The organism is Burkholderia arboris (genome assembly GCF_902499125.1).
GTDB classification, from domain to species: Bacteria; Pseudomonadota; Gammaproteobacteria; order Burkholderiales; family Burkholderiaceae; genus Burkholderia; species Burkholderia arboris.
In genome coordinates, this window is record NZ_CABVPX010000041.1 from 47,846 (window position 1) to 71,840 (window position 23,995).

The 23,995-nt window shown below is 68.2% G+C and carries 25 protein-coding genes; 7 read left to right on the forward strand and 18 right to left on the reverse strand.

The window, feature by feature from the left end; genetic code table 11:
• Positions 1-19 precede the first annotated feature (19 nt).
• Positions 20-844, reverse strand: a complete 825-nt coding sequence (locus tag BLA15945_RS33620) for a glycosyltransferase (RefSeq protein ID WP_059235745.1) — start codon at positions 842-844, stop codon at positions 20-22.
• On the reverse strand, positions 841-2,097 hold the full coding sequence (locus BLA15945_RS33625) for a lipopolysaccharide biosynthesis protein (protein WP_059235743.1): 1,257 nt from the start codon (positions 2,095-2,097) through the stop codon (positions 841-843). The genes BLA15945_RS33620 and BLA15945_RS33625 overlap by 4 nt, the downstream gene beginning before the upstream one ends.
• A 243-nt stretch (positions 2,098-2,340) precedes the next feature.
• Here BLA15945_RS33625 and BLA15945_RS33630 point away from each other — a divergent pair, with 243 nt between their 5' ends.
• From BLA15945_RS33630 to waaA, 4 genes are all read left to right on the forward strand, one after another.
• Positions 2,341-3,735, forward strand: a complete 1,395-nt coding sequence (locus tag BLA15945_RS33630) for a phosphomannomutase/phosphoglucomutase (protein ID WP_059235741.1) — start codon at positions 2,341-2,343, stop codon at positions 3,733-3,735.
• A 175-nt stretch (positions 3,736-3,910) separates the two neighbouring features.
• Positions 3,911-4,906 carry a lipopolysaccharide heptosyltransferase I gene (gene waaC, locus BLA15945_RS33635; protein WP_174994379.1) on the forward strand — a complete coding sequence of 332 codons (996 nt, stop codon included), beginning with the start codon at positions 3,911-3,913 and terminating at the stop codon, positions 4,904-4,906.
• Positions 4,907-4,930: 24 nt separating this feature from the next.
• The gene (locus tag BLA15945_RS33640) at positions 4,931-5,815 is read left to right on the forward strand and encodes a Kdo hydroxylase family protein (protein ID WP_059235739.1); all 885 of its coding nucleotides are present in this window, start codon (positions 4,931-4,933) and stop codon (positions 5,813-5,815) included.
• A gap of 37 nt (positions 5,816-5,852) precedes the next feature.
• On the forward strand, positions 5,853-7,211 hold the full coding sequence (gene waaA / locus BLA15945_RS33645; protein WP_059235737.1) for a lipid IV(A) 3-deoxy-D-manno-octulosonic acid transferase: 1,359 nt from the start codon (positions 5,853-5,855) through the stop codon (positions 7,209-7,211).
• 59 nt (positions 7,212-7,270) lie between these two features.
• Here the strand turns inward: waaA and ureG are convergent, their stop codons facing one another.
• The 16 genes from ureG to hemN all read right to left on the reverse strand — a co-directional run bounded on the left by ureG (position 7,271) and on the right by hemN (position 21,843).
• The gene (ureG, locus tag BLA15945_RS33650; protein ID WP_059235735.1) at positions 7,271-7,918 is read right to left on the reverse strand and encodes an urease accessory protein UreG; all 648 of its coding nucleotides are present in this window, start codon (positions 7,916-7,918) and stop codon (positions 7,271-7,273) included.
• Between the two features lie 16 nt (positions 7,919-7,934).
• Entirely contained in the window at positions 7,935-8,615 is a 681-nt protein-coding gene (locus BLA15945_RS33655; protein WP_174994380.1) for an urease accessory protein UreF, read from the reverse strand.
• Positions 8,602-9,207, reverse strand: a complete 606-nt coding sequence (ureE, locus tag BLA15945_RS33660; protein ID WP_174994381.1) for an urease accessory protein UreE — start codon at positions 9,205-9,207, stop codon at positions 8,602-8,604. The genes BLA15945_RS33655 and ureE overlap by 14 nt, the downstream gene beginning before the upstream one ends.
• A gap of 18 nt (positions 9,208-9,225) precedes the next feature.
• Positions 9,226-10,932 carry an urease subunit alpha gene (gene ureC, locus BLA15945_RS33665; RefSeq protein ID WP_059235730.1) on the reverse strand — a complete coding sequence of 569 codons (1,707 nt, stop codon included), beginning with the start codon at positions 10,930-10,932 and terminating at the stop codon, positions 9,226-9,228.
• 31 nt (positions 10,933-10,963) lie between these two features.
• Complete coding sequence (locus tag BLA15945_RS33670; protein WP_034187295.1) at positions 10,964-11,269, reverse strand: urease subunit beta; 306 nt, start codon at positions 11,267-11,269, stop codon at positions 10,964-10,966.
• A gap of 7 nt (positions 11,270-11,276) precedes the next feature.
• Positions 11,277-11,579, reverse strand: coding sequence for an urease subunit gamma (ureA, locus tag BLA15945_RS33675; protein ID WP_006406310.1), 303 nt, complete (start codon positions 11,577-11,579; stop codon positions 11,277-11,279).
• Between the two features lie 236 nt (positions 11,580-11,815).
• Positions 11,816-12,691, reverse strand: a complete 876-nt coding sequence (locus BLA15945_RS33680) for an urease accessory protein UreD (protein ID WP_174994382.1) — start codon at positions 12,689-12,691, stop codon at positions 11,816-11,818.
• A 154-nt stretch (positions 12,692-12,845) separates the two neighbouring features.
• A complete protein-coding gene (gene urtE, locus BLA15945_RS33685) occupies positions 12,846-13,538 on the reverse strand; it encodes an urea ABC transporter ATP-binding subunit UrtE (protein WP_059235726.1) in 693 nt (230 codons plus the stop codon).
• Positions 13,539-13,542: 4 nt separating this feature from the next.
• Entirely contained in the window at positions 13,543-14,400 is an 858-nt protein-coding gene (gene urtD, locus BLA15945_RS33690) for an urea ABC transporter ATP-binding protein UrtD (protein ID WP_059235724.1), read from the reverse strand.
• Entirely contained in the window at positions 14,397-15,584 is a 1,188-nt protein-coding gene (gene urtC / locus BLA15945_RS33695) for an urea ABC transporter permease subunit UrtC (RefSeq protein ID WP_174994383.1), read from the reverse strand. The genes urtD and urtC overlap by 4 nt, the downstream gene beginning before the upstream one ends.
• Position 15,585: 1 nt before the next feature.
• Positions 15,586-17,205, reverse strand: coding sequence for an urea ABC transporter permease subunit UrtB (gene urtB, locus BLA15945_RS33700; protein WP_174994384.1), 1,620 nt, complete (start codon positions 17,203-17,205; stop codon positions 15,586-15,588).
• 146 nt (positions 17,206-17,351) lie between these two features.
• Entirely contained in the window at positions 17,352-18,659 is a 1,308-nt protein-coding gene (gene urtA, locus BLA15945_RS33705) for an urea ABC transporter substrate-binding protein (RefSeq protein WP_059235720.1), read from the reverse strand.
• Positions 18,660-19,022: 363 nt separating this feature from the next.
• Positions 19,023-19,346, reverse strand: a complete 324-nt coding sequence (locus tag BLA15945_RS33710) for a rhodanese-like domain-containing protein (RefSeq protein WP_059235719.1) — start codon at positions 19,344-19,346, stop codon at positions 19,023-19,025.
• A 14-nt stretch (positions 19,347-19,360) separates the two neighbouring features.
• A complete protein-coding gene (locus BLA15945_RS33715; protein ID WP_059235717.1) occupies positions 19,361-20,017 on the reverse strand; it encodes a protein-L-isoaspartate O-methyltransferase family protein in 657 nt (218 codons plus the stop codon).
• Positions 20,018-20,121: 104 nt separating this feature from the next.
• Positions 20,122-20,379 carry a hypothetical protein gene (locus BLA15945_RS33720; RefSeq protein ID WP_059235716.1) on the reverse strand — a complete coding sequence of 86 codons (258 nt, stop codon included), beginning with the start codon at positions 20,377-20,379 and terminating at the stop codon, positions 20,122-20,124.
• 72 nt (positions 20,380-20,451) lie between these two features.
• Entirely contained in the window at positions 20,452-21,843 is a 1,392-nt protein-coding gene (hemN, locus tag BLA15945_RS33725; protein ID WP_174994385.1) for an oxygen-independent coproporphyrinogen III oxidase, read from the reverse strand.
• A gap of 159 nt (positions 21,844-22,002) precedes the next feature.
• On the opposite strand from hemN, the gene BLA15945_RS33730 reads away from it, so the two are divergent.
• The 3 genes from BLA15945_RS33730 to BLA15945_RS33740 all read left to right on the forward strand — a co-directional run bounded on the left by BLA15945_RS33730 (position 22,003) and on the right by BLA15945_RS33740 (position 23,817).
• On the forward strand, positions 22,003-22,329 hold the full coding sequence (locus BLA15945_RS33730) for a YkgJ family cysteine cluster protein (RefSeq protein WP_226196932.1): 327 nt from the start codon (positions 22,003-22,005) through the stop codon (positions 22,327-22,329).
• Positions 22,326-22,907, forward strand: a complete 582-nt coding sequence (locus tag BLA15945_RS33735; protein WP_059235712.1) for a DUF1439 domain-containing protein — start codon at positions 22,326-22,328, stop codon at positions 22,905-22,907. The genes BLA15945_RS33730 and BLA15945_RS33735 overlap by 4 nt, the downstream gene beginning before the upstream one ends.
• A gap of 79 nt (positions 22,908-22,986) precedes the next feature.
• Entirely contained in the window at positions 22,987-23,817 is an 831-nt protein-coding gene (locus BLA15945_RS33740; protein ID WP_174994386.1) for an undecaprenyl-diphosphate phosphatase, read from the forward strand.
• The last annotated feature ends 178 nt before the right edge of the window (positions 23,818-23,995 follow it).

Here is a 23,995-nt window from a genome sequence, read left to right on the forward strand (position 1 = left end):
CGAAAATGCCGGAAACGCGTCAGGCGGACGGCCGCGCGGCGAACAGCGTCTGCTTGATCCGCTGCAGCGTACGGTACGGCGTCACGAAATGCAGCAGGTTCTTGGCGAGGCCGGCCCAGTCGTACGGGTTCAGCGCGTTGAAGTGGCGCAGCAGCAGCGTGAGCGTCGATACCAGCTGGCGCCGGCGTTTGGTCGCGCTGATCCCGCCCTCGTTAAGCTCGTAATACAGGCCGAGTTCCGGCAGGTTCGCGCAATCGTAGCGTTGCATTAACCGCAAAAAAAGATCGAGATCCTCGGCCGCACGGTATTTCGCGCGATAGTTGCCCACTTCGCGCACGGCGTCGATGCGCAGCATGACCGACGGATGCACGAGCGGCGAGCGCAGGAAGCGCGTGCGGCGCAGCGTGCGCGGATCGGCGGGCGGCGTCAGCATGAAGCGCGGCTCGCCGGCGCGCGACACGACCTGCGTCCACATGCCGACGCAGGCCACGTTCGGGTGGGCGCCGAGAAACGCGCGCTCCTTCGCGAGGCGCTGCGGCGCGGAAAGGTCGCCGGCATCGATGCGTGCCGCATAGCGGAAGCCGCGGGCCGCGAGCGCGTCGATGCCGGCCGCGAGCGCGCGTTCGATGCCGCCGTTCTGCGGCATGCGCAGCACGTCGATCGACAGGCCCGGCAGGTCGGGCGCGACGATCGGCGGCGTGCTGCCATCGTCGACGATCAGCACGTGGACGGGCGCATCCTCGCGAAACGACGCGAGGGTCCGGACGACGTCGTCGTGCCCGTTGTAGGCCGGCATCAGCACGGCCACGTCGTCGAGCGGGGGCGGGCAATCAGGGGACGTCATGTTCGCAGCTTGAAACGGATGTAATAAAAGTTGACGGCGGCGGCGGCCAGGTAGCCGGCCGCCAGCCCGACGAGCGCGCCGTACAGGCCGAGCCGCGGGATCGCGAACAGGTTGACGAGCGCGGCGATCGCCAGCGCGAGCAGCCATTTCGACAGCAACACGAATTTTGCTTGATATTTGAGAACGATAAGATTGCCTATCGCCTCGATGCCGGCCGGCACGGACAGCCAGACGGCCCAGCGGAAGATGTCGACCGATGCCTCGTAGCCGTGGCCGAACACCTTGCCGACGATCAGCGGGGCGGCCGCGTCGAGCACGAGCGCGCCGGCCGTCATCAGGCAGGCCGTCATCGCGATCAGCCGGACGATGTTGCGGCGCAGCCGCGCGACGTCCTGCACGCGGTAGACGAAGGCGGGCGCGATCGTCTGCGCGAGCATCAGCGCGAGCGTGATCCAGTTCTCGTTGAGCTGCTGCGCGGCCGAATAGCGGCCGAGATCGGCGAACGACACGTGGCGCTCGAGCATCAGGCGGTCGAGCTTCAGGAACAGGTACATGCAGATGAGGCCGAGCCAGAACACGGTGCCGGCCGTCGCAAAGTGCCTGAACAACGGCTTGTCGAGCGTCCAGCCGAGCGTGCCGCCGTTGCGATGCCGGTAGTACAGCAGCAGCGCGAAGCCGATTGCGGCGGCCTCGAGCGCCCACAGCCACGCGAAGCGTGCGGGGCCGGCCGCCGCGCGGACCAGCAGCCACACGAGCAGCGCCTTGGCGAGCGCGGTGATCATGCTGGCGACGAGCTGCGGCTTGCTGTAGGTCATGCTCTGCAGCCACGCGTTGATCACGCCGACGAACGGCTCGCGGAACACCATCGTGACCGCCAGGCCCGCGAGCATCGCGCCGACCAGCGGGTCGAACGCGCCCGCGGCGATCGCGATCCAGGTCGCGGCGAGCGCGGCGGCCGACACGGCGATGCGCAGCGCGAACGCGCTGCCGAGCACCGCGCCGAGCTGGGCGGGCGGGCGCTGGACGATGGTCGGGACGAGGATTTCCGCGCCGCACACCCAGGTGAGCGGCGCCAGTACCAGGAGAAGCGTATTCGCATACTGCCATTTGCCGAACACATCTGGCCCGAAATAACGGGCCAGCAGGCCGCTGATCGCGATCGCGACGCCGATCTGCGTGAGCCGTTCGAGCCCCAGCCAGACGAGGTTCGCGACGGCCTTCGCGACGTCCGGGTTGCCGAAGCGCTTCAGCATGCGCTGGGGCGGCACGCGCGGGGGGCGGCCGGAGGCTGCGGGTTGGCGGCGGCGGGACGGCTAGGCATTAAAATGGGCGACATGCGCGTCATCAAAACCCGCGATTATAAGTGGGATCGCGGCCGCTCCAGCCGTTCCGCTCCGTGTTCCGCCGGCAGGCATGTATCATGCGCGGCACCGGCGAGAGGCAGCCACGCAGGCCTGACAATTTTCCATGCACGCAACTGAGAGAGAAGTGAATCGATGATCTCCCAATCCATCTTCAAGGCATATGACATTCGTGGCGTGGTCGGCAAGACACTCGACGTCGACACCGCGCGCGGGATCGGCCGGGCATTCGGCAGCGAAGTGCGTGCACAGGGCGGCGACGCGGTCGTCGTCGCGCGCGACGGCCGTCTGTCCGGGCCGGAACTCGTCGGTGCGCTGGCCGACGGCCTGCGTGCGGCGGGCGTCGACGTCGTCGACGTCGGGATGGTGCCCACGCCGGTCGGTTATTTCGCGGCGAACGTGCCGCTGGCGCTGAAGGGCGGCGAGCGCCGCGTCGATTCGTGCATCGTCGTCACGGGCAGCCACAACCCGCCCGACTACAACGGCTTCAAGATGGTGCTGCGCGGCGCCGCGATCTACGGCGAGCAGATCCAGGCGCTGTACCGCCGCATTGTCGACGAGCGCTTCGAGTCGGGCAGCGGCACCTATGAGGAGATCGACGTCGCCGATCAGTACATCGCGCGCATCGTCGGCGACGTGAAGCTCGCGCGGCCGCTGAAGCTCGTCGTCGACGCCGGCAACGGCGTCGCCGGCCCGCTCGCGACGCGCCTGTTCAAGGCGCTCGGCTGCGAACTCGTCGAGCGCTTCACCGACATCGACGGCACGTTCCCGAACCACCACCCCGATCCCGCGCACCCGGAAAACCTGCAGGACGTGATCCAGGCGCTGAAGGACACCGATGCCGAGCTCGGCTTCGCGTTCGACGGCGATGGCGACCGCCTCGGCGTCGTCACGAAGGACGGCCAGATCATCTATCCGGACCGCCAGCTGATGCTGTTCGCGGAAGAGGTGCTGTCGCGCAACCCGGGCGCGCAGATCATTTACGACGTGAAGTGCACGCGCCACCTCGCGCAGTGGATCAAGTCGAAGGGCGGCGAGCCGCTGATGTGGAAGACGGGCCACTCGCTCGTGAAGGCGAAGCTGCGCGAGACGGGTGCGCCGCTCGCCGGTGAAATGAGCGGCCACGTGTTCTTCAAGGATCGCTGGTACGGCTTCGACGACGGCCTCTACACGGGGGCGCGCCTGCTCGAGATCCTCACGAAGACGGCCGATCCGAGCGCGCTGCTCAACGGGCTGCCGGACGCGATGAGCACGCCCGAGCTGCAGCTGTGGCTCGACGAGGGCGAGAACTTCCGCCTGATCGACAAGCTGCAGAAAGAGGCGAAGTTCGACGGCGCCGAGGAAGTCGTGACGATCGACGGCCTGCGCGTCGAGTACCCGGACGGCTTCGGCCTCGCGCGTTCGTCGAACACCACGCCGGTTGTCGTGATGCGCTTCGAATCCGAGACGAAGGAAGGGCTCAGGCGCATCCAGGAAGACTTCCGCCGCGTGCTGACGGCCGCGAAGCCGGACGTCAAGCTGCCGTTCTGAGCGCCGGCGGCCTGCGGGCCGCCAGCGGCGCCGCGGCCGGGTCATCGGCCGCGATCCTCCCGAAAAGCGGCGCACGCCACGGGCGTGCGGCCGCTTTTTGTCTGTCCGGCCCGCCGGGCGAGATAAAATCCCCCCTTTATGCTTGTCGCCGGCTGCCAGCCGGCGTTTTTTCAGCGTGCAAAAGATCCTGATCGTGCGCGTGTCGTCGCTGGGCGACGTCGTGCACAACATGCCGGTGATCGCCGATATCCGGCGCCGCCACCCCGATGCGCAGATCGACTGGCTCGTCGAGGAAAGCTTCGTCGACCTCGTGCGGCTCGTCGACGGCGTGCGCAACGTGCTGCCGTTCTCGCTGCGCCGCTGGCGCAAGAAGCCGCTGTCGGGCGCCACGTGGCGCGAGATCCGCGCGTTCCGCCAGCGCCTCGCGGCCGAGCAGTACGACCTCGTGATCGACTGCCAGGGCCTCATCAAGACGGCCTGGGTCGCAAGCTGGGCGCGCGGCCCGCTCGTCGGGCTCGGCAACCGTACCGACGGCGCCGGCTATGAATGGCCGGTGCGCTTCTTCTATCGCAAGCGCGTGCCGATCGCGCCGCGCACGCACGTCGTCGAGCGCTCGCGGCAGCTCGTCGCGTCGGCGCTGGGCGATCCGGCGCCGACGCCGGCCGATCCGGTCGACTTCGGCCTCGACACGCGCGCGGCGGCACTCGCGGTGGCCGCGCTCGGCCTGAACCTGCCGGTGCCGTACGTCGTGTTCGTCCATGCGACGTCGCGCGCCGACAAGCAGTGGCCGGACGCCGCGTGGATCGAGCTCGGCCAGGCGCTCGTGCGGCGCGGCGCATCGCTCGTGCTGCCGTGGGGCAACGACGCGGAGCGCGCGACCAGCGAGCGGCTCGCGAAGGAGTTCGGTGCGGCGGCGATCGTGCCGCCGAAGCTGTCGTTGCCGGCCGTGGTCGGTCTGATCGACGGCGCGGCCGCGACCGTCGGGGTTGATACAGGTCTGGTTCACATCGCGGCCGCGCTGAAGCGTCCGACGGTCGAACTGTACAATTTCGCGACGGCCTGGCGGACCGGCGGCTACTGGTCGCCGAACGTCGTCAATCTCGGCACGGCGGGGCAGCCCCCGTCGATCGCGCAGGTGAAGTCGGCGCTCGCGGGCTTCGGTCTCCTGTAACGCTGTCACTCACGCGAACCGATCATGAGCGAATCCCAGATCATCGAAGTCCCGTCCGCCGACTGGAGCGGACACAACCTGTCGGCGCCGCGCGAGCAACTGCTCGCCGCGGTCGAGGAAGGCAAGGTGCTGTATTTCCCGCATCTGCGCTTCGCGATCGAAGGCGGCGAGGAAGCGTTGCTCGATCCGGCGCTCGCCGATCCGAAACGCAAGAACATCAGCCTCGCGCCGAACGGCGGCGCGCTCGCCGGCGTGCTCGGCGACAGCGTCACGCAATCGGCCGTGCGCGCGCTCGTCGCGCGCTTCCAGCAGCAGGCCGGCTCGCTCGTCGACGGCCTCTTTCCCGAATACCGCGGCAAGCTGCGCGTCGCGCCGACGAGCCTGCGGCTGATGCAGGTCGAGACGCGCCAGACGTCGTGGCGCAAGGACGACAGCCGGCTGCACGTCGACGCGTTCCCGTCGCGGCCGAATTACGGCGAGCGGATCCTGCGCGTGTTCACGAACGTGAACCCGGCCGGCGTGCCGCGCGTATGGCGTGTCGGCGAGCCGTTCGAGGACGTTGCGAAGCGCTTCCTGCCGTCGATCAGGCCGCAACTGCCGGGCGCCGCGTGGCTGCTGAACCTGCTGCACGTGACGAAGTCGCCGCGCAGCGCGTACGACCACCTGATGCTGAACCTGCACGACAGCATGAAGGCCGATCTCGACTACCAGAAGACGAGCCCGCAGGAGACGATGCCGTTTCCGCCGGGTTGCGTGTGGATATGTTTCTCGGATCAGACTTCGCACGCTGTGATGTCGGGCCAGTTCATGCTCGAACAGACGTTCTTCCTGCCGGTCGATGCGATGGTCCGCCGCGAATGCGCGCCGCTCGGCATTCTCGAGCGCCTGAAGGGCAGGGCGCTGGTTTGAGCGCGCCCCTGCTTCGACGCAACACGAGGGCCGCGGCATGCTGAGGGTGATCTATCGCGCGCTGTGGTGGCTCGTCGCGCCGGCCGCGGTCATCCGGCTCTACGTGCGCTCGCGCAAGGAGCGCGGCTATCGCGAACACATCGGCGAACGCTTCGGCCACGTGACCGGCCGCTCGCGCGACGACCGCACGCCGCTGATCTGGGTGCATGCGGTGTCGGTCGGCGAGACACGCGCCGCGCAGCCGCTGATCGACGCGCTGATGCACGCGCGCCCCGATGCGCGCATCCTGCTCACGCACATGACGCCGAGCGGCCGCGCGACCGGCGAACAGATCTTCGGCGATCGCGTGCTGCGCTGCTACCTGCCCTACGACATGCCGGGCGCGGTGCGGCGCTTCCTGCGTGCCTGGCGGCCGACGCTCGGCCTCGTGATGGAAACCGAGGTGTGGCCGACGCTGATCGACGAATGCCGTCGCGCGGATGTGCCGCTCGTGCTGACCAATGCACGGATGTCCGCGCGTTCGTTCCGGCGCGCGGCGAAGTTCGGCGCGGCGACGCGCGACGTGTTCGGCGGGTTCTCGCGCGTGCTCGCGCAGAGCCCGGCCGATGCGGAGCGGCTCACGTCGCTCGGCGCGCGCAACGTGACCGTGCTCGGCAACCTGAAGTTCGACATGACGACGCCGCCGGAACTCGCGGCGCGCGGCCATGCGTGGCGCGACGCGATCGGCACGCGGCCCGTGTGGGTGGCCGCCAGCACGCGCGAGAACGAAGAAGCGCTGGTGCTGCAGGCGTTCGCGGAAATGCGCACGCCCGGCGCGCTGCTGGTGCTCGTGCCGCGTCATCCGCAGCGTTTCGCCGAAGTCGAGGCGCTCGTCGCGCGCGGCGGGCTCAAGTCCGTGCGCCGCTCGGTGTGGGCCGCCGACGCGGCCGCGCTCGCGGCCGGCCAGCCGGCCGCCGAACCGCTGCCGGACGACGTGACGGTGCTGCTCGGCGATTCGATGGGCGAACTCGGCGCGTATTACGCGGCCGCCGACATCGCATTCATCGGCGGCAGCCTGCTGCCGCTCGGCGGCCAGAACCTGATCGAAGCGTGCGCGGTCGGCGTGCCGGTGCTGATCGGCCCGCACGTGTTCAACTTCACGCAGGCGACCGCCGACGCGGTCGCGGCCGGCGCGGCGATGCAGGTTGCGGATCCGCTCGATCTCGCGCACGTGCTCGACGCGCTGTTCGCCGACAAGGCGCGGCGTATCGCGATGGGGGCGGCCGGTGCGGCCTTCGCATCGCGTCACCGCGGCGCGACCGCGCGCACGGTCGACGTGCTCGCGGCGCTGCTGCCGCCTGCCGAACGCGGCGAGCGCATGCTGCAGGACGCGCAGGACACGTCCGACGACGAATAGACGGCGGGCGGCGCAATGCCGCCCATGCGCGGCGGCGACGTGTGCCGCCGCCACGCCGCTCAGACCGTCAGCAATCCCTTCTTCTCGATGAATGCGATCACGTCCGCGACGCCTTCGAGTGCCTTCAGGTTCGTCATCACGTAAGGCCGCTCGCCGCGCATCTTCCGCGTGTCGGACGCCATCACGTCGAGGTTCGCACCGACCAGCGGGGCGAGGTCGGTCTTGTTGATCACGAGCAGGTCGGACTTCGTGATGCCGGGGCCGCCCTTGCGCGGAATCTTCTCGCCGCCCGCGACGTCGATCACGTAGATCGTCAGGTCCGACAGCTCGGGGCTGAAGGTTGCCGCGAGATTGTCGCCGCCCGATTCGATGAACACGATGTCGGCGTCCGGAAAGCGCGCCAGCATCCGGTCGACGGCTTCGAGGTTGATCGAGGCATCCTCGCGGATCGCCGTGTGCGGGCAGCCGCCCGTCTCGACGCCCATGATGCGTTCTTCGGGCAGCGCGCCGGCCACCGTCAGCAGCCGCTGGTCTTCCTTCGTGTAGATGTCGTTCGTGATCGCGACGAGGTCGTACCGGTCGCGCATCGCCTTGCACAGCATTTCGAGCAGCGTGGTCTTGCCGGAGCCGACGGGGCCGCCGATGCCGACGCGCAGCGGCGGCAGTTTCTTCGTGCGGCGGGCGGAGGAGGGGGCAGGTGCGTTCATGGTCGGGCGATGGGGTTCAGGAGCGGAACAACCGCGAGTACTGGGTTTCGTGCCGCGCGGACAGGATGCCGAGCTGCGGCGCGAACGTGTTGATGGCGTCGGGCGGCGTCGCGAGCGCGCGGCGCGCGGCCGCGTCGATCGCGCCGCGCAGCGCGACGATGATGCGCTGCCCGGCGAGCTGGCCGAGCGGCACGGCCTTCAGCGCGGCGGACGTCTGGTTCTCGACCCAGCCGAATGCGTACGCGGCGAGCGTCGCGTCGGCGCTGGCATCGTGCATGGCGGCCGCGTAGGCGAATGCGGTCGGCAGCGCGACCGGCGAGATCGACGCGAGCGTCGCGCGGCGCGCGGCATCGCCCCATTCGAGCGAGGCGCACAGCTGCGCGAGCGACCAGCCCATCTGTTCGGTTTCGCGGCGCAGTTCGGCCGATTCGCGGCTCGCGATGAACCAGGCGTTTTCGGCGGCAAGCGCGGACGTGTCGTGCGCGTGCCAGCGTGCGAGCTGGTGCGCGAGAAACGGCAACTCGCCGTGCGCAAGCACATCGGTCAGGCCGCTGGCGATCCAGTCGCGCGCGGAATCGGCGTCGTGGATCAGGTTCGCGTCGAGCGCGGCTTCAAGGCCCTGCGAATAGCTGTACGCACCGATCGGCAGTGCCGGCGACGCGAGGTGCAGCAGCGCGACGAGTTCAGTGGTGGTCATGGCCGTGGCCGTGCGTGCATCCGGAACCATGCTGATGATCGTGATCGTGATCGTGATCGTGCGAATGCGAGTGGCCGTGATGGTCGCCGAATACCTGCTGCGCGAGCGCGTAATCCTCGGCGAACGTCGCGTCATGCCCGTGCTTGTGGCCGCCGCCATACGCGCCGGCTTCCGGCTGGAACGGCGCGTGCGCTTCTTCGACCTGCGTGCCGAGCCGGCGCAGCATGTCGGCGAGCACCGGATCGGCTTCGAGCTTCAGGTAGCCGTCGCCGATCTCGACCGGCGTGTGGCGGTTGCCGAGATGGTACGCGGCGCGCATCAGCGTGAGCGGGTCGGCCGCGCGCACGAGCAGCACGGTCTCGGGCGCGGCGGCAACGCGCACGAGCGCGCCGTCGTCGGCGACGAGCACGTCGCCGTCGCGCAGCACGGTGCCGCGCGGCAGCAGGACCGCGACGTCTTCGCCGGTGTCGAGCGTCGCCGCGAGGCGGCTCTTGCAGCGGGCGTCATAGGCGAGCGTGAGCGTCGGCGCGCGTGCGACGAGCGACGCGGCGAGCTTCACGTTCGGGGCAATGCGTTTGTCGAGGGTGCGCATGAAATCGGGAGCCGGAAATCAGAACAGGAAATAGCGCTGCGCCATCGGCAGCACCGTCGCCGGTTCGCAGGTGAGCAACTGGCCGTCGGCGATCACGTCGTAGGTTTCGGGATCGACGCTGATCGACGGGCGCCACGCGTTGTGGATCATGTCGGCCTTCGTCACGGTGCGGCAGTTGCGCACGGGCACGATCCGCTTCGCGAGGCCGTAGCGCTCCGCGATGCCTGCATCGGCCGCCATCTGCGACACGAAGGTCAGCGACGTGCGGGCGAGCGCACCGCCGCGCGTCGCGAACATCTCGCGATAGTGAACCGGCTGCGGCGTCGGGATCGACGCATTCGGGTCGCCCATCTGCGCCATCGCGATCATGCCGCCCTTCAGGATCATCGACGGCTTGATCCCGAAGAACGCAGGCTCCCACAGCACGAGATCGGCCCACTTGCCGGGCTCGATCGAGCCGACTTCGTGCGCGATGCCGTGCGTGAGCGCCGGGTTGATCGTGTACTTCGCGACGTAGCGCTTCGCGCGGAAGTTGTCGTTGCGCGGGTTGTCTTCCGGGAGCGCACCGCGCTGCACCTTCATCTTGTGCGCGGTCTGCCACGTGCGGATGATCACTTCGCCGACGCGGCCCATCGCCTGCGAATCGGACGACAGCATCGACAGCGCGCCGAGATCGTGCAGGATGTCCTCGGCCGCGATCGTCTCGCGGCGGATCCGCGATTCGGCGAACGCGAGATCCTCGGCGATCGACGGATCGAGGTGATGGCACACCATCAGCATGTCGAGATGCTCGTCGAGCGTGTTGATCGTGTACGGGCGCGTCGGGTTGGTCGACGACGGCAGCACGTTCGACTCGCCGCACACCTTCAGGATGTCGGGCGCATGGCCGCCGCCCGCACCTTCGGTGTGGTACGTGTGGATCGTGCGGCCCTTGAACGCGGCGACCGTCGATTCGACGAAGCCGCCTTCGTTCAGCGTGTCGGTATGGATCGCGACCTGCGTGTCGGTGTCGTCGGCGACCGACAGGCAGTTGTCGATCGCGGCGGGCGTCGTGCCCCAGTCTTCGTGCAGCTTCAGCCCGATCGCGCCGGCCGCGATCTGCTCGACGAGCGGTTCCGGCAGGCTCGCATTGCCCTTGCCGAGGAAGCCGAGATTGATCGGCCAGCCGTCGGCGGCCTGCAGCATCCGCTCCATGTGCCACGGGCCCGGCGTGCAGGTCGTCGCGTTGGTGCCGGTGGCCGGCCCCGTGCCGCCGCCGAGCATCGTCGTGACGCCGGACGCGAGCGCCTCGTCGATCTGCTGCGGGCTGATGAAGTGAATGTGCGTGTCGATCCCGCCCGCTGTCACGATCAGCCCTTCGCCGGCGATCACTTCGGTGGCCGCGCCGATCGCGATCGTCACGCCCGGCTGGATGTCGGGGTTGCCGGCCTTGCCGATCGCGGCGATGCGGCCGTGCTTGAGCGCGATGTCGGCCTTCACGATGCCCCAGTGATCGAGGATCACCGCGTTCGTGATGACCGTGTCGGGCACGTCGGCGGCCACGCGCTGCGACTGGCCCATGCCGTCGCGGATCACTTTCCCGCCGCCGAATTTCACTTCCTCGCCGTAGGTCGTGAAGTCGCGTTCGATCTCGATCAGCAGTTCGGTGTCGGCGAGCCGGACGCGGTCGCCCGTCGTCGGCCCGAACATTTCCGCGTACGCGCGGCGGCTCAAGCGTAGTGTCATGTCGTGCTGTTCCTGAAGAGCGGGGCGCCGCTTACAGCGGCCCCATCACCTTGCCCTGAAAACCGTAGACGGCGCGCGCGCCCGCGAGCGCGACGAGCTCGACGGTGCGCGTCTGGCCCGGCTCGAAGCGCACGGCCGTGCCGGCCGCGATGTTGAGCCGGAAGCCGCGTGCGGCCGCGCGGTCGAACGACAGCGCATCGTTGACTTCGAAGAAGTGGTAGTGCGAGCCGACCTGCACCGGGCGGTCGCCGGTGTTCGCGACGACGAGCGTGAGCGTTGCGCGGCCCGCGTTCAGTTCGTGTTCGCCGTCGTCGGTGAGGATTTCGCCGGGGATCATGCGTGCCTCACGGAATCGGGTGATGGACGGTCACGAGCTTCGTGCCGTCGGGGAAGGTCGCTTCGACCTGGATGTCGGGAATCATCTCCGGCACGCCGTCCATCACGTCGTCGCGCGTGAGCAGCGTCGTGCCGTAGTGCATCACCTCGGCGACCGTCTTGCCGTCGCGCGCGGCTTCCATCAGCGCGGCGGTGATGAAGGCGACCGCCTCCGGATAGTTGAGCTTCAGGCCGCGCGCGCGACGGCGTTCGGCCAGCAGCGCCGCTGTGAAGATCAGCAGCTTGTCCTTCTCGCGGGGAGTCAGTTTCATGAAGGCAAACGTTCAGGAAAACGTAATTTTTATCGGGGCGCATGCAACCGGGCGAACGCGCGGGTCATCGTAGCACCGCGCTGTTTTGCGTGCGTTGTGTATCGGTTATGTAAGGAGCAAGGCGCGTGCCATGTGCATCGGGCACGGTGTGATGCGCGTTCGTGGTGCGTCGTGCATGGGTAGCGTGCAGCGTCCGATGCGGTGCTGCGCCGAAACGGTGCGCGGCGCGGGCGTGCTCAGGTTTGCCAGAGACGCAGCGGTCGTGCGTCGACGCCGTGCACGATCGGCCGCAATTGCAGCCAGCAGCCGGTGAAGTGACGCTGCAGCGCTTCCATCGACGTCGCCAGCGCGCGCACGAGCACGACGCCCGGTGTCACGCAGGTCGCGCCCGCGCGCAGCGTGCCGTCGAACGGCATCCGGGCGGCGAGCGCTTCGGCCAGCGCGGCGTCGCACGCGGCGCCGGCGGCCCACAGCGTGCCGTATGCGGGAAAGCCGGCGAGGCCCTGCAGTGCGCCGCGCAGCGGATCGCGTGCATCGAGCAGCGCGCGCTCGGTCCAGAGCGGCCGGCCGTCGGCATCGACGAGCGCCGAAGCCGAAGCGATGCGGCCTGCCGACCAGGTTTCGCCGGCGGCTTGCCGGCCGAGCTGCGTCGCGTCCCAGCCGATTGCACTCGCGCCCGTGCCGAGGGTCACCGTGAAATCGAGCGCTGCGTGTGCCGCATCGAAGAACAGGTTGTTCTGCGGCAGCCAGTCGAGCTTCGCGTCACGGCCGACCGTGATGCCGATGCGCTGCGTCGCGTCGAGGCCATTCGACTTGTACCACTTGGTCGCGCCGGGCGTCGTCAGCACCGCATGCGTGCCGTCGCCGAGCGCAATGTCGATGTCGAGCCGGTCGCCGCCCGCGACACCGCCCGGTGGGTGGACGATCACCGCGTGGCAGATCGCGTCGCCTTCCGGATACAGCGGCCGCTGCACGCGCAGCGGGCCGTCGTGCAGCCGGTGCGCGAGCGTCGTGCGCGCGCCGTGCCGCTCGAAGCCGAGTTCGAGACGGCCGCGCCACGACTTGGCGACGGCGGGGCGGGACAGCGGGGCGTGCGAATCGGGGGCGGACATCGGCGGCGAACGGGAAACGAGGGTAACGGACGCGAAAAACGTGGATGCTACCGGAACAATAATGCAGATGCCGCGTTCGTTGAAAGCGCCGCGTGCGGGGGTCTTGCGAGCCGGCCGCTCATGTCCGTCGCCGTGCCTACCGCCGTGCCGCGCGTCACACCGCGATCAGTTCGCGCACGCCGTTCGTCTCCATGTCGTGCGCATCGCCGCCCGCGACGATCTCGCCGCGGCTCATCACCCAGTAGTTGTCCGCGATCGATTGCGCGAAGTCGTAATACTGTTCGACGAGCAGCACGGTCATCCGCGATTCGTCGACGAGCTGGCGCAGCGTGCGGCCGATGTCCTGGATGATCGACGGCTGGATGCCTTCGGTCGGCTCGTCGAGGATCAGCAACTGCGGCTCGCTCATCAGCGCACGGCCGATCGCGAGCTGCTGCTGCTGGCCGCCCGACAGGTCGCCGCCGCGCCGTGCGCGCATGTCCTTCAGCACGGGAAACAGGTCGTAGATGCGGTCTGGCACCTTCGACGGCGCCTTGCGGCTCGCCGCGCCGACGAGCAGGTTTTCCTCGACGGTCAGCCGCGGAAAGATGTCGCGGCCCTGCGGCACGTACGCGAGCCCGGCCGCGACGCGCGCATACGGCGGCAGTGCGCCGAGTGCCGTGCCGCGCCACGACACGCTGCCGCTCTTCGCGGCGACGACGCCCATCAGACAGCGCAGCAACGTGCTCTTGCCGACGCCGTTGCGGCCGAGCAGCACGGTGAGCTTGCCGTCGTCGGCGGCGAGGTTCACGTTGCGCAGGATATGGCTGCCGCCGTAGTACTGGTTCAGTGCTTCGATCTTCAGCATCGCATCATCGTCCGAGATAAGACTCGATCACCGCGTCGTCGCGCTTGACCTGGTCGAGCGTGCCTTGCGCGAGCACCGCGCCTTCGGCCATCACCGTCACGCGGCCCGTGTCGCCCGCGAGCGCCGCGACGAATTCCATGTCGTGCTCGACGACCATCATCGAGCAGGTGCCGCGCAGCGTGTTCAGCAGTTCGGCAAGTTCCATCGTTTCGTGATCGGTCATCCCGGCCGCCGGCTCGTCGAGCAGCAGCAGCGCCGGGCGCTGCATCAGCAGCATGCCGATCTCGAGCCGCTGCTTCTGCCCGTGCGACAGTTCGCCGGCCGCACGATACGCATGGCTTTCGAGGCCGATCAGCGCGAGTGTCTCCTCGATCTTCGCCTGTGCCGTGCGGTCGAGCCGCGCACGCAGCGACGCGAGCCAGCCCTTGTCGGTCTGCATCGCGAGCTCGAGGTTTTCCCACACCGGATGCTGCTCGAACACGGTCGGCTTCTGGAACTTGCGGCCGATGCCCGCGCGCGCGATTTCGGGCTCGCTCATCCGCGACAGGTCCAGCGTCTGGCCGAGAAACACGCTGCCGGCGTCGGGGCGCGTCTTGCCGGTGACGACATCCATCATCGTCGTCTTGCCGGCGCCGTTCGGGCCGATCACGCAGCGCAGCTCGCCTGCGTCGATGGCGAGCGACAGCTTCTTCAAGGCACGAAAGCCGTCGAAGCTCACCTCGATATCTTCGAGGTACAGGATCGTGCCGTGCGACGTGTCGATGCCGGGCGGCACGACGCGCCCCATCGACGCGGTGCCGCTGACGGTCAGCAGTTCGTCCTCGAGCGGCGGCGTGAACTGGTACAGGGCCGTTCCGTTCATGCGCGTTTCCCCTTCGCGATCAAGGTTTCGACGAGACCCATGATCCCGCGCGGCAGCAGCAGCGGCACGAGCACGAAGATCAGGCCGAGGAAGAACAGCCAGTATTCGGCGAAGTACGCGGTAAACAGGCTCTTCGCGCCGTTCACCGCGAATGCGCCGACGATCGGCCCGATCAGCGTGCCGCGCCCGCCCACCGCGACCCAGATCGCCATTTCGATCGAGTTGCCGGGCGACATCTCGCCGGGATTGATGATGCCGACCTGCGGCACATACAGCGCGCCCGCGATGCCGCACAGCACGGCCGACACGGTCCACACGAACAGCTTGTACGCGAGCGGGCTGTAGCCGAGGAACATCAGCCGCGTCTCGCCGTCGCGCACCGCGGTGACGACGCGCCCGAGCTTGCTCGTGACGATCGCGCGCGCGGCGATGAACGCCAGCACCAGCGTCGCGAACGTCAGCAGCAACAGCACCGTGCGCGTGCCGGGCGAGGTAATGGCGAAGCCCGCGATGCGCTTGAAGTCGGTGAAGCCGTTGTTGCCGCCGAAGCCCGTCTCGTTGCGAAAGAACAGCAGCATCGCGGCGAACGTCAGCGCCTGCGTGATGATCGACAGGTACACGCCTTTCACGCGCGAACGGAACGTGAAGAAGCCGAATACCCAGGCGAGCACGGCCGGCACCAGCACGACGAGCGCGAGCGCCCATGCGAGATGCTGCGTGCCGCTCCAGTACCACGGCAACTGGTGCCAGTCGAGGAACACCATGAAGTCGGGCAGGTCGCTGCCGTACTTGCCGTCGCGACCGATCTCGCGCATCAGGTACATGCCGATCGCATAGCCGCCGAGCGCGAAGAACAGGCCGTGGCCGAGGCTCAGGATCCCGCAGTAGCCCCACACGAGATCGAGCGCGAGCGCGGCGATCGCATAGCACATCAGCTTGCCGGCGAGCGTCATCGCGTACGCGGACAGATGGAACGCGCTCGCTTCGGGCGCAACGAGCGCGGCGAGCGGCACGCCGATGCCGATCGCGATGCACAGCGCGACGAGCGCGAGCCACGCGCGGCGCGACAGCAGCGCGGGGCGGGGCGGCAGGCCGAGCGCGAAGCCGTCCGCCGCGCGCGCGGCGGCAGCGGGTTTCGGTGAGCCGGCAACCGGGTTCGATATCGAGTCGGTGAAGGAAGTCACGTCAAGCCTCCGCGCTGCGGCCCTTCGGGGCAAACATGCCCTGCGGGCGTTTCTGGATGAACAGCACGATCATCACGAGCACCGCGATCTTCGCGAGCACGGCGCCCCAGAACGGTTCGATCGCCTTGCTCGCGAGGCCGAGCCCGAAGCCGCCGAGCACGGTGCCGGCGATCTGTCCGACGCCGCCGAGCACGACGGCCATGAACGAATCGATGATGTAGTTCTGGCCGAGATCGGGGCCCACGTTGCCGATCTGCGATAACGCGCAGCCGCCGAGGCCCGCGATGCCCGCGCCGAATGCGAACGCATACGCGTCGACGCGTGCGGTCTTCACGCCGACGCACGCGGCCATCCGGCGGTTCTGCGTGACCGCGCGCACGAACAGGCCGAGCCGCGTCTTCGTCAGCACGGCCCACGCGACGAACACCACCGCGAGCGCGAACGCGAGGATCGCGAGCCGGTTGTACGGCAGGATCAGGTTCTGCATCACGGGTACACCGCCGCTCATCCACGACGGGTTCACGACCTGCACGTTCTGCGCGCCGAACAGCATGCGCGTCGCCTGGATCAGGATCAGGCTCACGCCGAACGTTGCGAGCAGCGTTTCGAGCGGGCGGCCGTACAGGTGCCGCAGCACGAGCCGTTCGAGCACGATGCCGACGAGCGCGGCCGCCACGAACGACACGGGCACGGCGACGAGCGGGTACCAGTCGAACGCGCCAGGCGCGTAGCGCTGGATCAGCGTCTGCACCACATAGGTTGCGTACGCACCGATCATCAGGAATTCGCCGTGCGCCATGTTGATCACGCCGATCAGCCCGTACGTGATCGCGAGGCCGAGCGCGGCGAGCAGCAGCACGCTGCCGAGCGACAGGCCCGCGAACAGCGTGCCGACGATCTCGCCACGGCGCTGCAGCGTATGCAATGCGTCGAGCCCTTGCTGCGCGGCGTCGCGCACGCGCGCGTCGGGTTCCGCGTAGCTGCCGTCGGCGTTCTTCGCGACGAGCGGGCGCAATTGTTCGATCATGTCGAGATCGCGGCGTGCGGCCACCACCTGCACGGCTTCGAGGCGCTTTGCCGGATCGGCGTCGTGCAGCGCGGCGATCGCCCACAGTGCGTCGAGGCGGCGCTTCAGCGCGGGATCGGTTTCCTTCGCGCGGGCGCGCTCGATCATCGGCTTGAGCGCCGGGTCGGGCGACTTCAGCAGCGCATCGATCGCGTCGCGTCGCGCGGCGACGTCGGGCGATGCGAGCGCGAGGCCCGACAGCGCGCCCGCGATCTTCGTGCGCAGCAGGTTGTTCAGCATCACCGGCTGCGCGTCGCCGGCCGGCGTCACGGCCTGCGTGAGCGCATCGTGCGCGGTGTCGCCGGTCTGGATCAGCAGGCGACCGTCGCCGGTCGCGAGCGCGTCGCCGTTCGACAGTGCATCGAGCACCGCGACGGCGCGCGGATCGGCGTCGGCGGCGAGGCGTTCGATCGCGGATGTCTTCGCGTCGAAGTCGTCACCGGCGAGCGCGGCGGTATCGGCCGCCGTCAGCGCGAACGCGGCGTGCGGCAGCATGCCCGCGAGGGCGGCGCACGCCGCGATCGCGCGAACGGCTCGGCGAAAGCGTGTAGGCATCGGGAAATCCTGTCGGGCTTGAGGAAGCGGATTCGGGCGGTACTGCACCGGCGCGGGCGGTTCGTGACGGCAACCGCGGCCGGCGCGGCGGGCGCATCGGCATGGGGACGGCGCGTCACGCGTGATGCGCGACGCGCCACATCGCGTCAGGCCAGTGCCGCACGCTGCCGGCGCAGGAACGCCGGGATCGACGTGACGATGTCCGGCTTGCCCTGGTTGCCGGCAATGAACGGGCTCCACGGTTGCGCGCGCACGGCGGTCTTCGTCTTCCACACGACGTTGAACTGCCCGTCGCCGCGAATCTCGCCGATCATCACCGGCTTGTGCAGGTGATGGTTGCCGTCCATCGCGAGCGTAAAGCCCGACGGTGCGGCGACGGTCTGGCCGATCATCGCGACGCGCACCTTGTCGACGTCGGTGCTCTTCGCCTTCTCGACGGCCTGTTTCCACATGTGGATGCCGACGTAGGTCGCTTCCATCGGATCGTTGGTCACGCGCTTCGCGCCGCCCGGCAGGTTGTTCGCCTTTACCCACGCGGCGAACTGGTCCTTGAACTTCGTGTTGGTCGGGTTCTTCACCGACATGAAGTAGTTCCACGCGGCGAGGTGGCCGACGAGCGGTTTCGTGTCGATCCCGCGCAGCTCTTCCTCGCCGACCGAGAACGCGACGACCGGCACGTCGGTCGCCTTGATCCCCTGGTTGCCGAGTTCCTTGTAGAACGGCACGTTCGAGTCGCCGTTGATCGTCGAGATCACGGTCGTCTTGCCGCCCTGCGAGAAAGTCTTGATGTTCGCGACGATGGTCTGGTAATCGCTGTGACCGAATGGCGTGTAGACCTCCTGAATATCGGCGTCTTTCACTCCCTTCGATTTGAGGAACGCGCGCAGGATCTTGTTGGTCGTGCGCGGGTACACGTAGTCGGTGCCGAGCAGGAAGAAGCGCTTCGCGCCGCCGCCTTCCGCGCTCATCAGGTACTCGACGGCCGGAATGGCCTGCTGGTTCGGCGCGGCGCCCGTGTAGAACACGTTGCGCGACATTTCCTCGCCTTCATATTGCACCGGGTAGTAGAGCAGACCGTTCAGCTCCTCGAACACCGGCAGCACGGACTTGCGCGACACCGACGTCCAGCAGCCGAACACGCACGCGACCTTGTCCTGCGTGAGCAGCTGGCGCGCCTTCTCGGCGAACAGCGGCCAGTTCGACGCGGGATCGACCACCACCGGTTCGAGCTTGCGGCCCATCACGCCGCCGCTCTTGTTGATGTCGGCGATCGTCATCAGCGCGGTGTCCTTCAGCGACGTCTCCGAGATCGCCATCGTGCCCGACAGCGAATGCAGGATGCCGACCTTGATCGGGCCGGTGCCCGCATCGGCCGCTTGCGCAAACGGGCTCTTGCCCGCCAGCGCGAGCGCGCCGGCCATCGAACCGAACTTCAACAGACTGCGACGTTTCATCGGGATCCCCTTGTCGTGTTGGATGTGCGTGCGCCATGGCGGCGCCGGCCATCGTGTAACGCAAGGCATGTGCCAGTCGCGCGAATGCACGCCCGGCGTGCCTGTGCGGCAGGTCAGCGGGCGCCGGGGCGGTGCGGATGATGCGTCGTGCAGCATGCGCGGTCCGTTGCGGTGCAGGTTCGCGGGCGCAAATGGTGCACGGCCGGGGTGCGGCGCCGTTGCGCGTCATCGGCGGTGGGCGGAAGGAAACGAGGCAGGGCCGAAAAGAACAACGGGCACGCGATGCGTGCCCGTTCGGCGGATCAGTGTGGCCGGCGGCAGTGTGCCGACGGCGAGGCGGCGCGCGATGCGCCGCCGGAAAGGTCAGTAACGCGGCACGGACGGGTCGACGTCGCGCGACCACGCGTCGATCCCGCCTTGCAGGTTGTACAGCTTCGTGAAGCCGCGCGATTCGAGGAACATCGCGACCTGCGCGCTGCGCATGCCGTGATGGCACACGCAGACGATTTCCGCTTCGTCGTCGAGCTCTTCGCTGCGCGCGGGAATCTGCTGCATCGGGATCGATACGCTGCCGGCGATCTGCGCGGTCGAGATTTCCCACGGTTCACGCACGTCGAGCACGACCGGCGCGGGGCGCGCCGAATCGCCGAGCCATTCCGCGAGCATCGCGGGCGTCAGGATCTGCATGGAGGCTCCGCTGCTCAGAACTTGAAGCGCGACGGCTCGATCGCGTTGACGAGGTGGTCGATGTACGTTTCGAACACGTCGGCGACGCGGTACTGCTTGTCGTCGATGCGCGTGATGATCTGCGCCTTCATCACCGGACGGCCGCCGACGAATGCCGACAGGCGGCCGCCGACCTTCAGTTGCTCGAGCATCTCCTGCGGCACGACGGGCAGGCCGCCCGTGACGCAGATCACGTCGTACGGCGCCTTGCCGGCCCAGCCGCGCGAACCGTCGCCGAGCACGACTTCCGCGTTGGTCACGCCGTCGTTGCGCAGGTTGTCTTCCGCGAACTTCGCGATCGCCGGATCGATCTCGACGGCCGTCACGTGCTGTGCGCGATGGGCGAACAGTGCGGTCAGGTAGCCCGAACCCGCGCCGATCAGCAGCACGTTTTCGTGCTTCTTGACCGTCAGCTCCTGCAGCACGCGCGCTTCGACGCGCGGGAACAGCATCTTGCTGGACCCGCCGGGCAGCGGCAGTTCGAGGTCGGCGAACGCGAGATCGCGGTATTCGGCCGGAACGTAGTTTTCACGCTTGACGATCGACAGCAGGCCCAGGACGTCCAGATCCAGCACGTCCCACGGCCGGATCTGCTGTTCGATCATGTTGAAACGCGCGTTTTCGATATTCATGGTGTGGTCACGCAGCCTGGTCGGCCATCAGCGGGGATAGAGAAACTTCGTGATTGTACCAAACGGGGCGGCCGCGAAGCCTTCAGGCGGCCTGCAACAGACCTTTACCCTTTGCTCTTCTTGATCTGCGCCTCGAACGCGAGGTCGAGCTTGCTCGCCTTGCGCGGCTTTTGGGGGCCGAATTCGTCGACGAACTTGACGAACTCGTCGAGCGGCAGCGGCTCGCAGCGCTTCTCGGCGGTGCCGCCGGAACGGTCGACGAGATAGAACAGGCCGCCCGCCATCGCGACGGCCGCGAATTGCGGGTTGCCGGAGCGGGTCTTCAGGCGTTCGACCGCGTAGGTCGCTTTGGTGGTGCGCATCGTGCGGGTTCTGGCGGAGCGTAAGCCCCACACTGTATCAAACCGGCCGCCCGCGTGCGGCCGGCGCGGGCGTCAAACGGTGCGCGAGTAGCGTTGCCGCGGCGTCTGGCCGAGATAGGCGTCGAACGCCATCGCGATGTTGCGCACGACCATCCGGCCGGCCGGATGGATCGTCAGGCGGTCGCGCGCGATCGTCAGCAGCCCGTCGCGCTCGAACGGGCGCAGCGCGTCGAGCTCGCGCGCGAAATGATCGGCGAAGCGGATGCCGTGCGCGGCCTCGACGTGCGAGAACGGCAGCTCGAGGTTGCACATCAGTTGCGTGATCACGTCGCGGCGCAGCCGGTCGTCGGGCGTGAGCCGCACGCCGCGCGCGATCGGCAGCCGGCCCGCGTCGAGCGCGGCGCCGTAGGCGGGCAGATCCTTCGCGTTCTGCGCATAGACGTCGCCGACCTTGCCGATCGACGACACGCCGAAGCCGACGAGATCGGTATCCGCGCGCGTGCTGTAGCCCTGGAAGTTGCGCTGCAGCGTGCCGTTCTGCTGGGCGCGCACGAGTTCGTCGGACGGGCGGGCGAAGTGGTCCATCCCGATGTACACGTAGCCGGCCGACGTCAGCATGTCGATCGCGAGGCCGAGCAGCGCGATGCGCGTTTCGGGCGGCGGCAACATCGCATCGTCGATCTGCCGCTGCATCTTGAACAGGTGCGGCATGTGCGCGTAGCCGAACACCGACAGGCGATCCGGCGCGAGCTCGATGATCGTCTCGAGCGTGCGCGCGAACACGGCAACGGTCTGGTGCGGCAGCCCGTAGATCAGGTCGACGCTCACGGAATGGAAGCCCGTCGCACGCGCGGCGCCGAGCAGGTCGGCCGTCATCGCGAGCGGCTGGATGCGGTTGATCGCCCGCTGGACGGCCGGATCGAAATCCTGCACGCCGAGGCTCAGCCGGTTGAAGCCGATCGTGCGCAAGTGCACGAGCGTCGCCGGCGTGACCGTGCGCGGGTCGATCTCGATCGAGAACTCGGCGTCGGCGTCCGGCGCGAGCGCGAAGTGCTCGCGGGTGGCCGCCATCAGCTCGGCCGTTTCGTCGTCGGACAGGAAAGTCGGCGTGCCGCCGCCCCAATGCAGCTGCGTGACGGGGCGGGACGGATCGAACAGCGCCGCTTGCAGCGCCATCTCGCGCTTGAGCTGCTCGAGATACGGGCGGGCGCGGCGGTGGTTGTTGGTCGCGATCTTGTTGCAGCCGCAGTAGAAGCATGCGGTGTTGCAGAACGGGATGTGGAAATACAGCGACAGATCGCTCGACGACGCGCCGGGGTCGCTGGCCGCGCGGACGTAGTCGGCCGGGTCGAACTCGTCGCGGAACTGGAGCGCGGTGGGGTACGACGTATAGCGCGGCCCGTTCGCGCCGTATTTCGCGAGCAAATCGGGACGGAACATTGTGTCGGCAGAACCAGAACTCATGACGGTCTCGCGCTTTTTAGATGCTTTCGAGTATATAAACGCGCGATTCGGCTGCATTGTGTAATAACGTCGCAGCCGGCGATGGCACAATGCGGGGTGGGGCTGCCGGACACCGCGTCCGGTTGCCGCACCGTTTGTGTTGTTTGTCGAGAGAGCCGAGTGTCCGTCGAATTGCCTGTCCGCCCGGCGCCCGCCGATGTTCCGCCGCACGCGTGCCGCGAGGGCTGCGGCGCGTGCTGCATCGCGCCGTCGATTTCCAGCCCGATTCCGGGCATGCCCGGCGGCAAGCCGGCCGGCGTGCGTTGCGTGCAGCTCGGCGACGACCTGCGCTGCATGATCTTCGGCCGGCCCGAGCGCCCCGCGTGCTGTTCCGGGCTGCAGCCGTCCGCCGACATGTGCGGCGCGTCGCGCGACGACGCGCTCGCATGGCTCACGCGCCTCGAGGCCGCGACGCGGCCGGCGCATCCAGGAGAGAGTTCAGCATGACCGCACCCCGCGCGCCCGGCCGGCGCCGTTTTCTCGCCGCAACCATCGGCGCCGTCGGCGTGTGCATCTCGCTTGCCGCCTGCGCGTCGACGTTCCCGTTCATCCCCGATCACTACACGTTCTCGCGCGGCGATGTGCAGAAGGCCGTCGGGCGCAAGTTTCCGTACCAGAAGACGGTTGCGCAGGTCGTCGACGTGGCGCTCGCGAACCCGGCCGTCAACCTGCTGCCCGACCAGAACCGCGTCGCCGTGCAGCTCGACGCGCATTTCACGAGCCCGTTCCTGCGTGCGCCCGTCAGCGGCAAGTTCACGGTGTCCGGCCAGCTCGCGTACGACGCGCCGAGTCGCTCGGTCGTGCTGAAGGCGCCGGCCGTCGACAGCCTCGTGCTCGACGGCGACGCGCAGATGTACGCGCAACAGGTCGGCGCCGCAGCCGGCCTGCTCGCGACGCAGTTGCTGACCAACTATCCGATCTACACGTTCAAGCCCGAACAGCTGCAATTTGCCGGGGTGAACTACGAACCCGGTACAATTACGATTCTTACAAACGGCATACGCGTGGCGATCGTCGAAAAGTGACGACGGACCGGGCGCGGCCGGGCGGGCCGCGCGTGGAAGAGTGGCCCTTTCTTTCGACCATTTCGGAGTTGGGCCACGGATGGACTGGATCCTGATCTGCAAGGCATTGATCCTCGGCGTCGTCGAGGGGCTGACGGAATTCCTGCCGGTGTCGAGCACCGGTCACCTGATCGTCGCGGGCAGCTTCCTGAATTTCAACGATTCGCACGCGAAGACCTTCGACGTCGTGATCCAGTTCGGCGCGATCCTCGCGGTTTGCTGGGAATACCGGCAACGGATCGCATCCATCGTGTCCGGGCTGCCGAGCCGGCCCGACGCGCGGCGCTTCACGCTGAACGTCGCGATCGCGACGATTCCCGCGATCGCGCTCGGCCTCCTGTTCGAGAAGAAGATCAAGGCCGTGTTGTTCTCGCCGGTGCCCGTCGCGTTCGCGCTCGTCGTGGGCGGCGCGATCATCCTGTGGGCCGAGGCGCGGCAGCGCGAACGCCGCGAGCCGCCGCGCGTGATGTCGGTCGATGCGCTGACGCCGCTCGATGCGTTGAAGGTCGGTATCGCGCAGTGCTTCGCACTGGTGCCCGGCATGTCGCGCTCGGGCTCGACGATCATCGGCGGGATGCTGTTCGGTCTCGACCGGCGCGTGGCCACCGAATTCTCGTTCTTCCTCGCGATCCCGATCATCTTCGGCGCGACGCTCTATGAAACCGTGAAGGACTGGCAGGCGTTCACCGTCGATTCGCTCGGCCTGTTCGCGCTGGGGCTCGTCGCGGCGTTCGTCAGCGCCTTCGTGTGCGTGCGTTGGCTGCTGCGCTACGTCGCGACGCACGATTTCACGGTGTTCGCGTGGTACCGGATCGCGTTCGGGCTGTTCGTGCTGCTGGTCGGTTATAGCGGCTGGCTGAACTGGGCGTGAGGCCGGCACGGAGGCCGCTGCGTCTCCAATGAAAAAAGCCCGATCGGCAGAGGCCGGTCGGGCTTTTTTTAGGTTCATCGCAGGAAACCGTGGAGCCTTGGAGAGCGATTGCGTAACCTGACGCCTGACTTTATGGAGGTCAGGAGGCAGAATTGCTCGATCGCAAGGCACTTCAGGC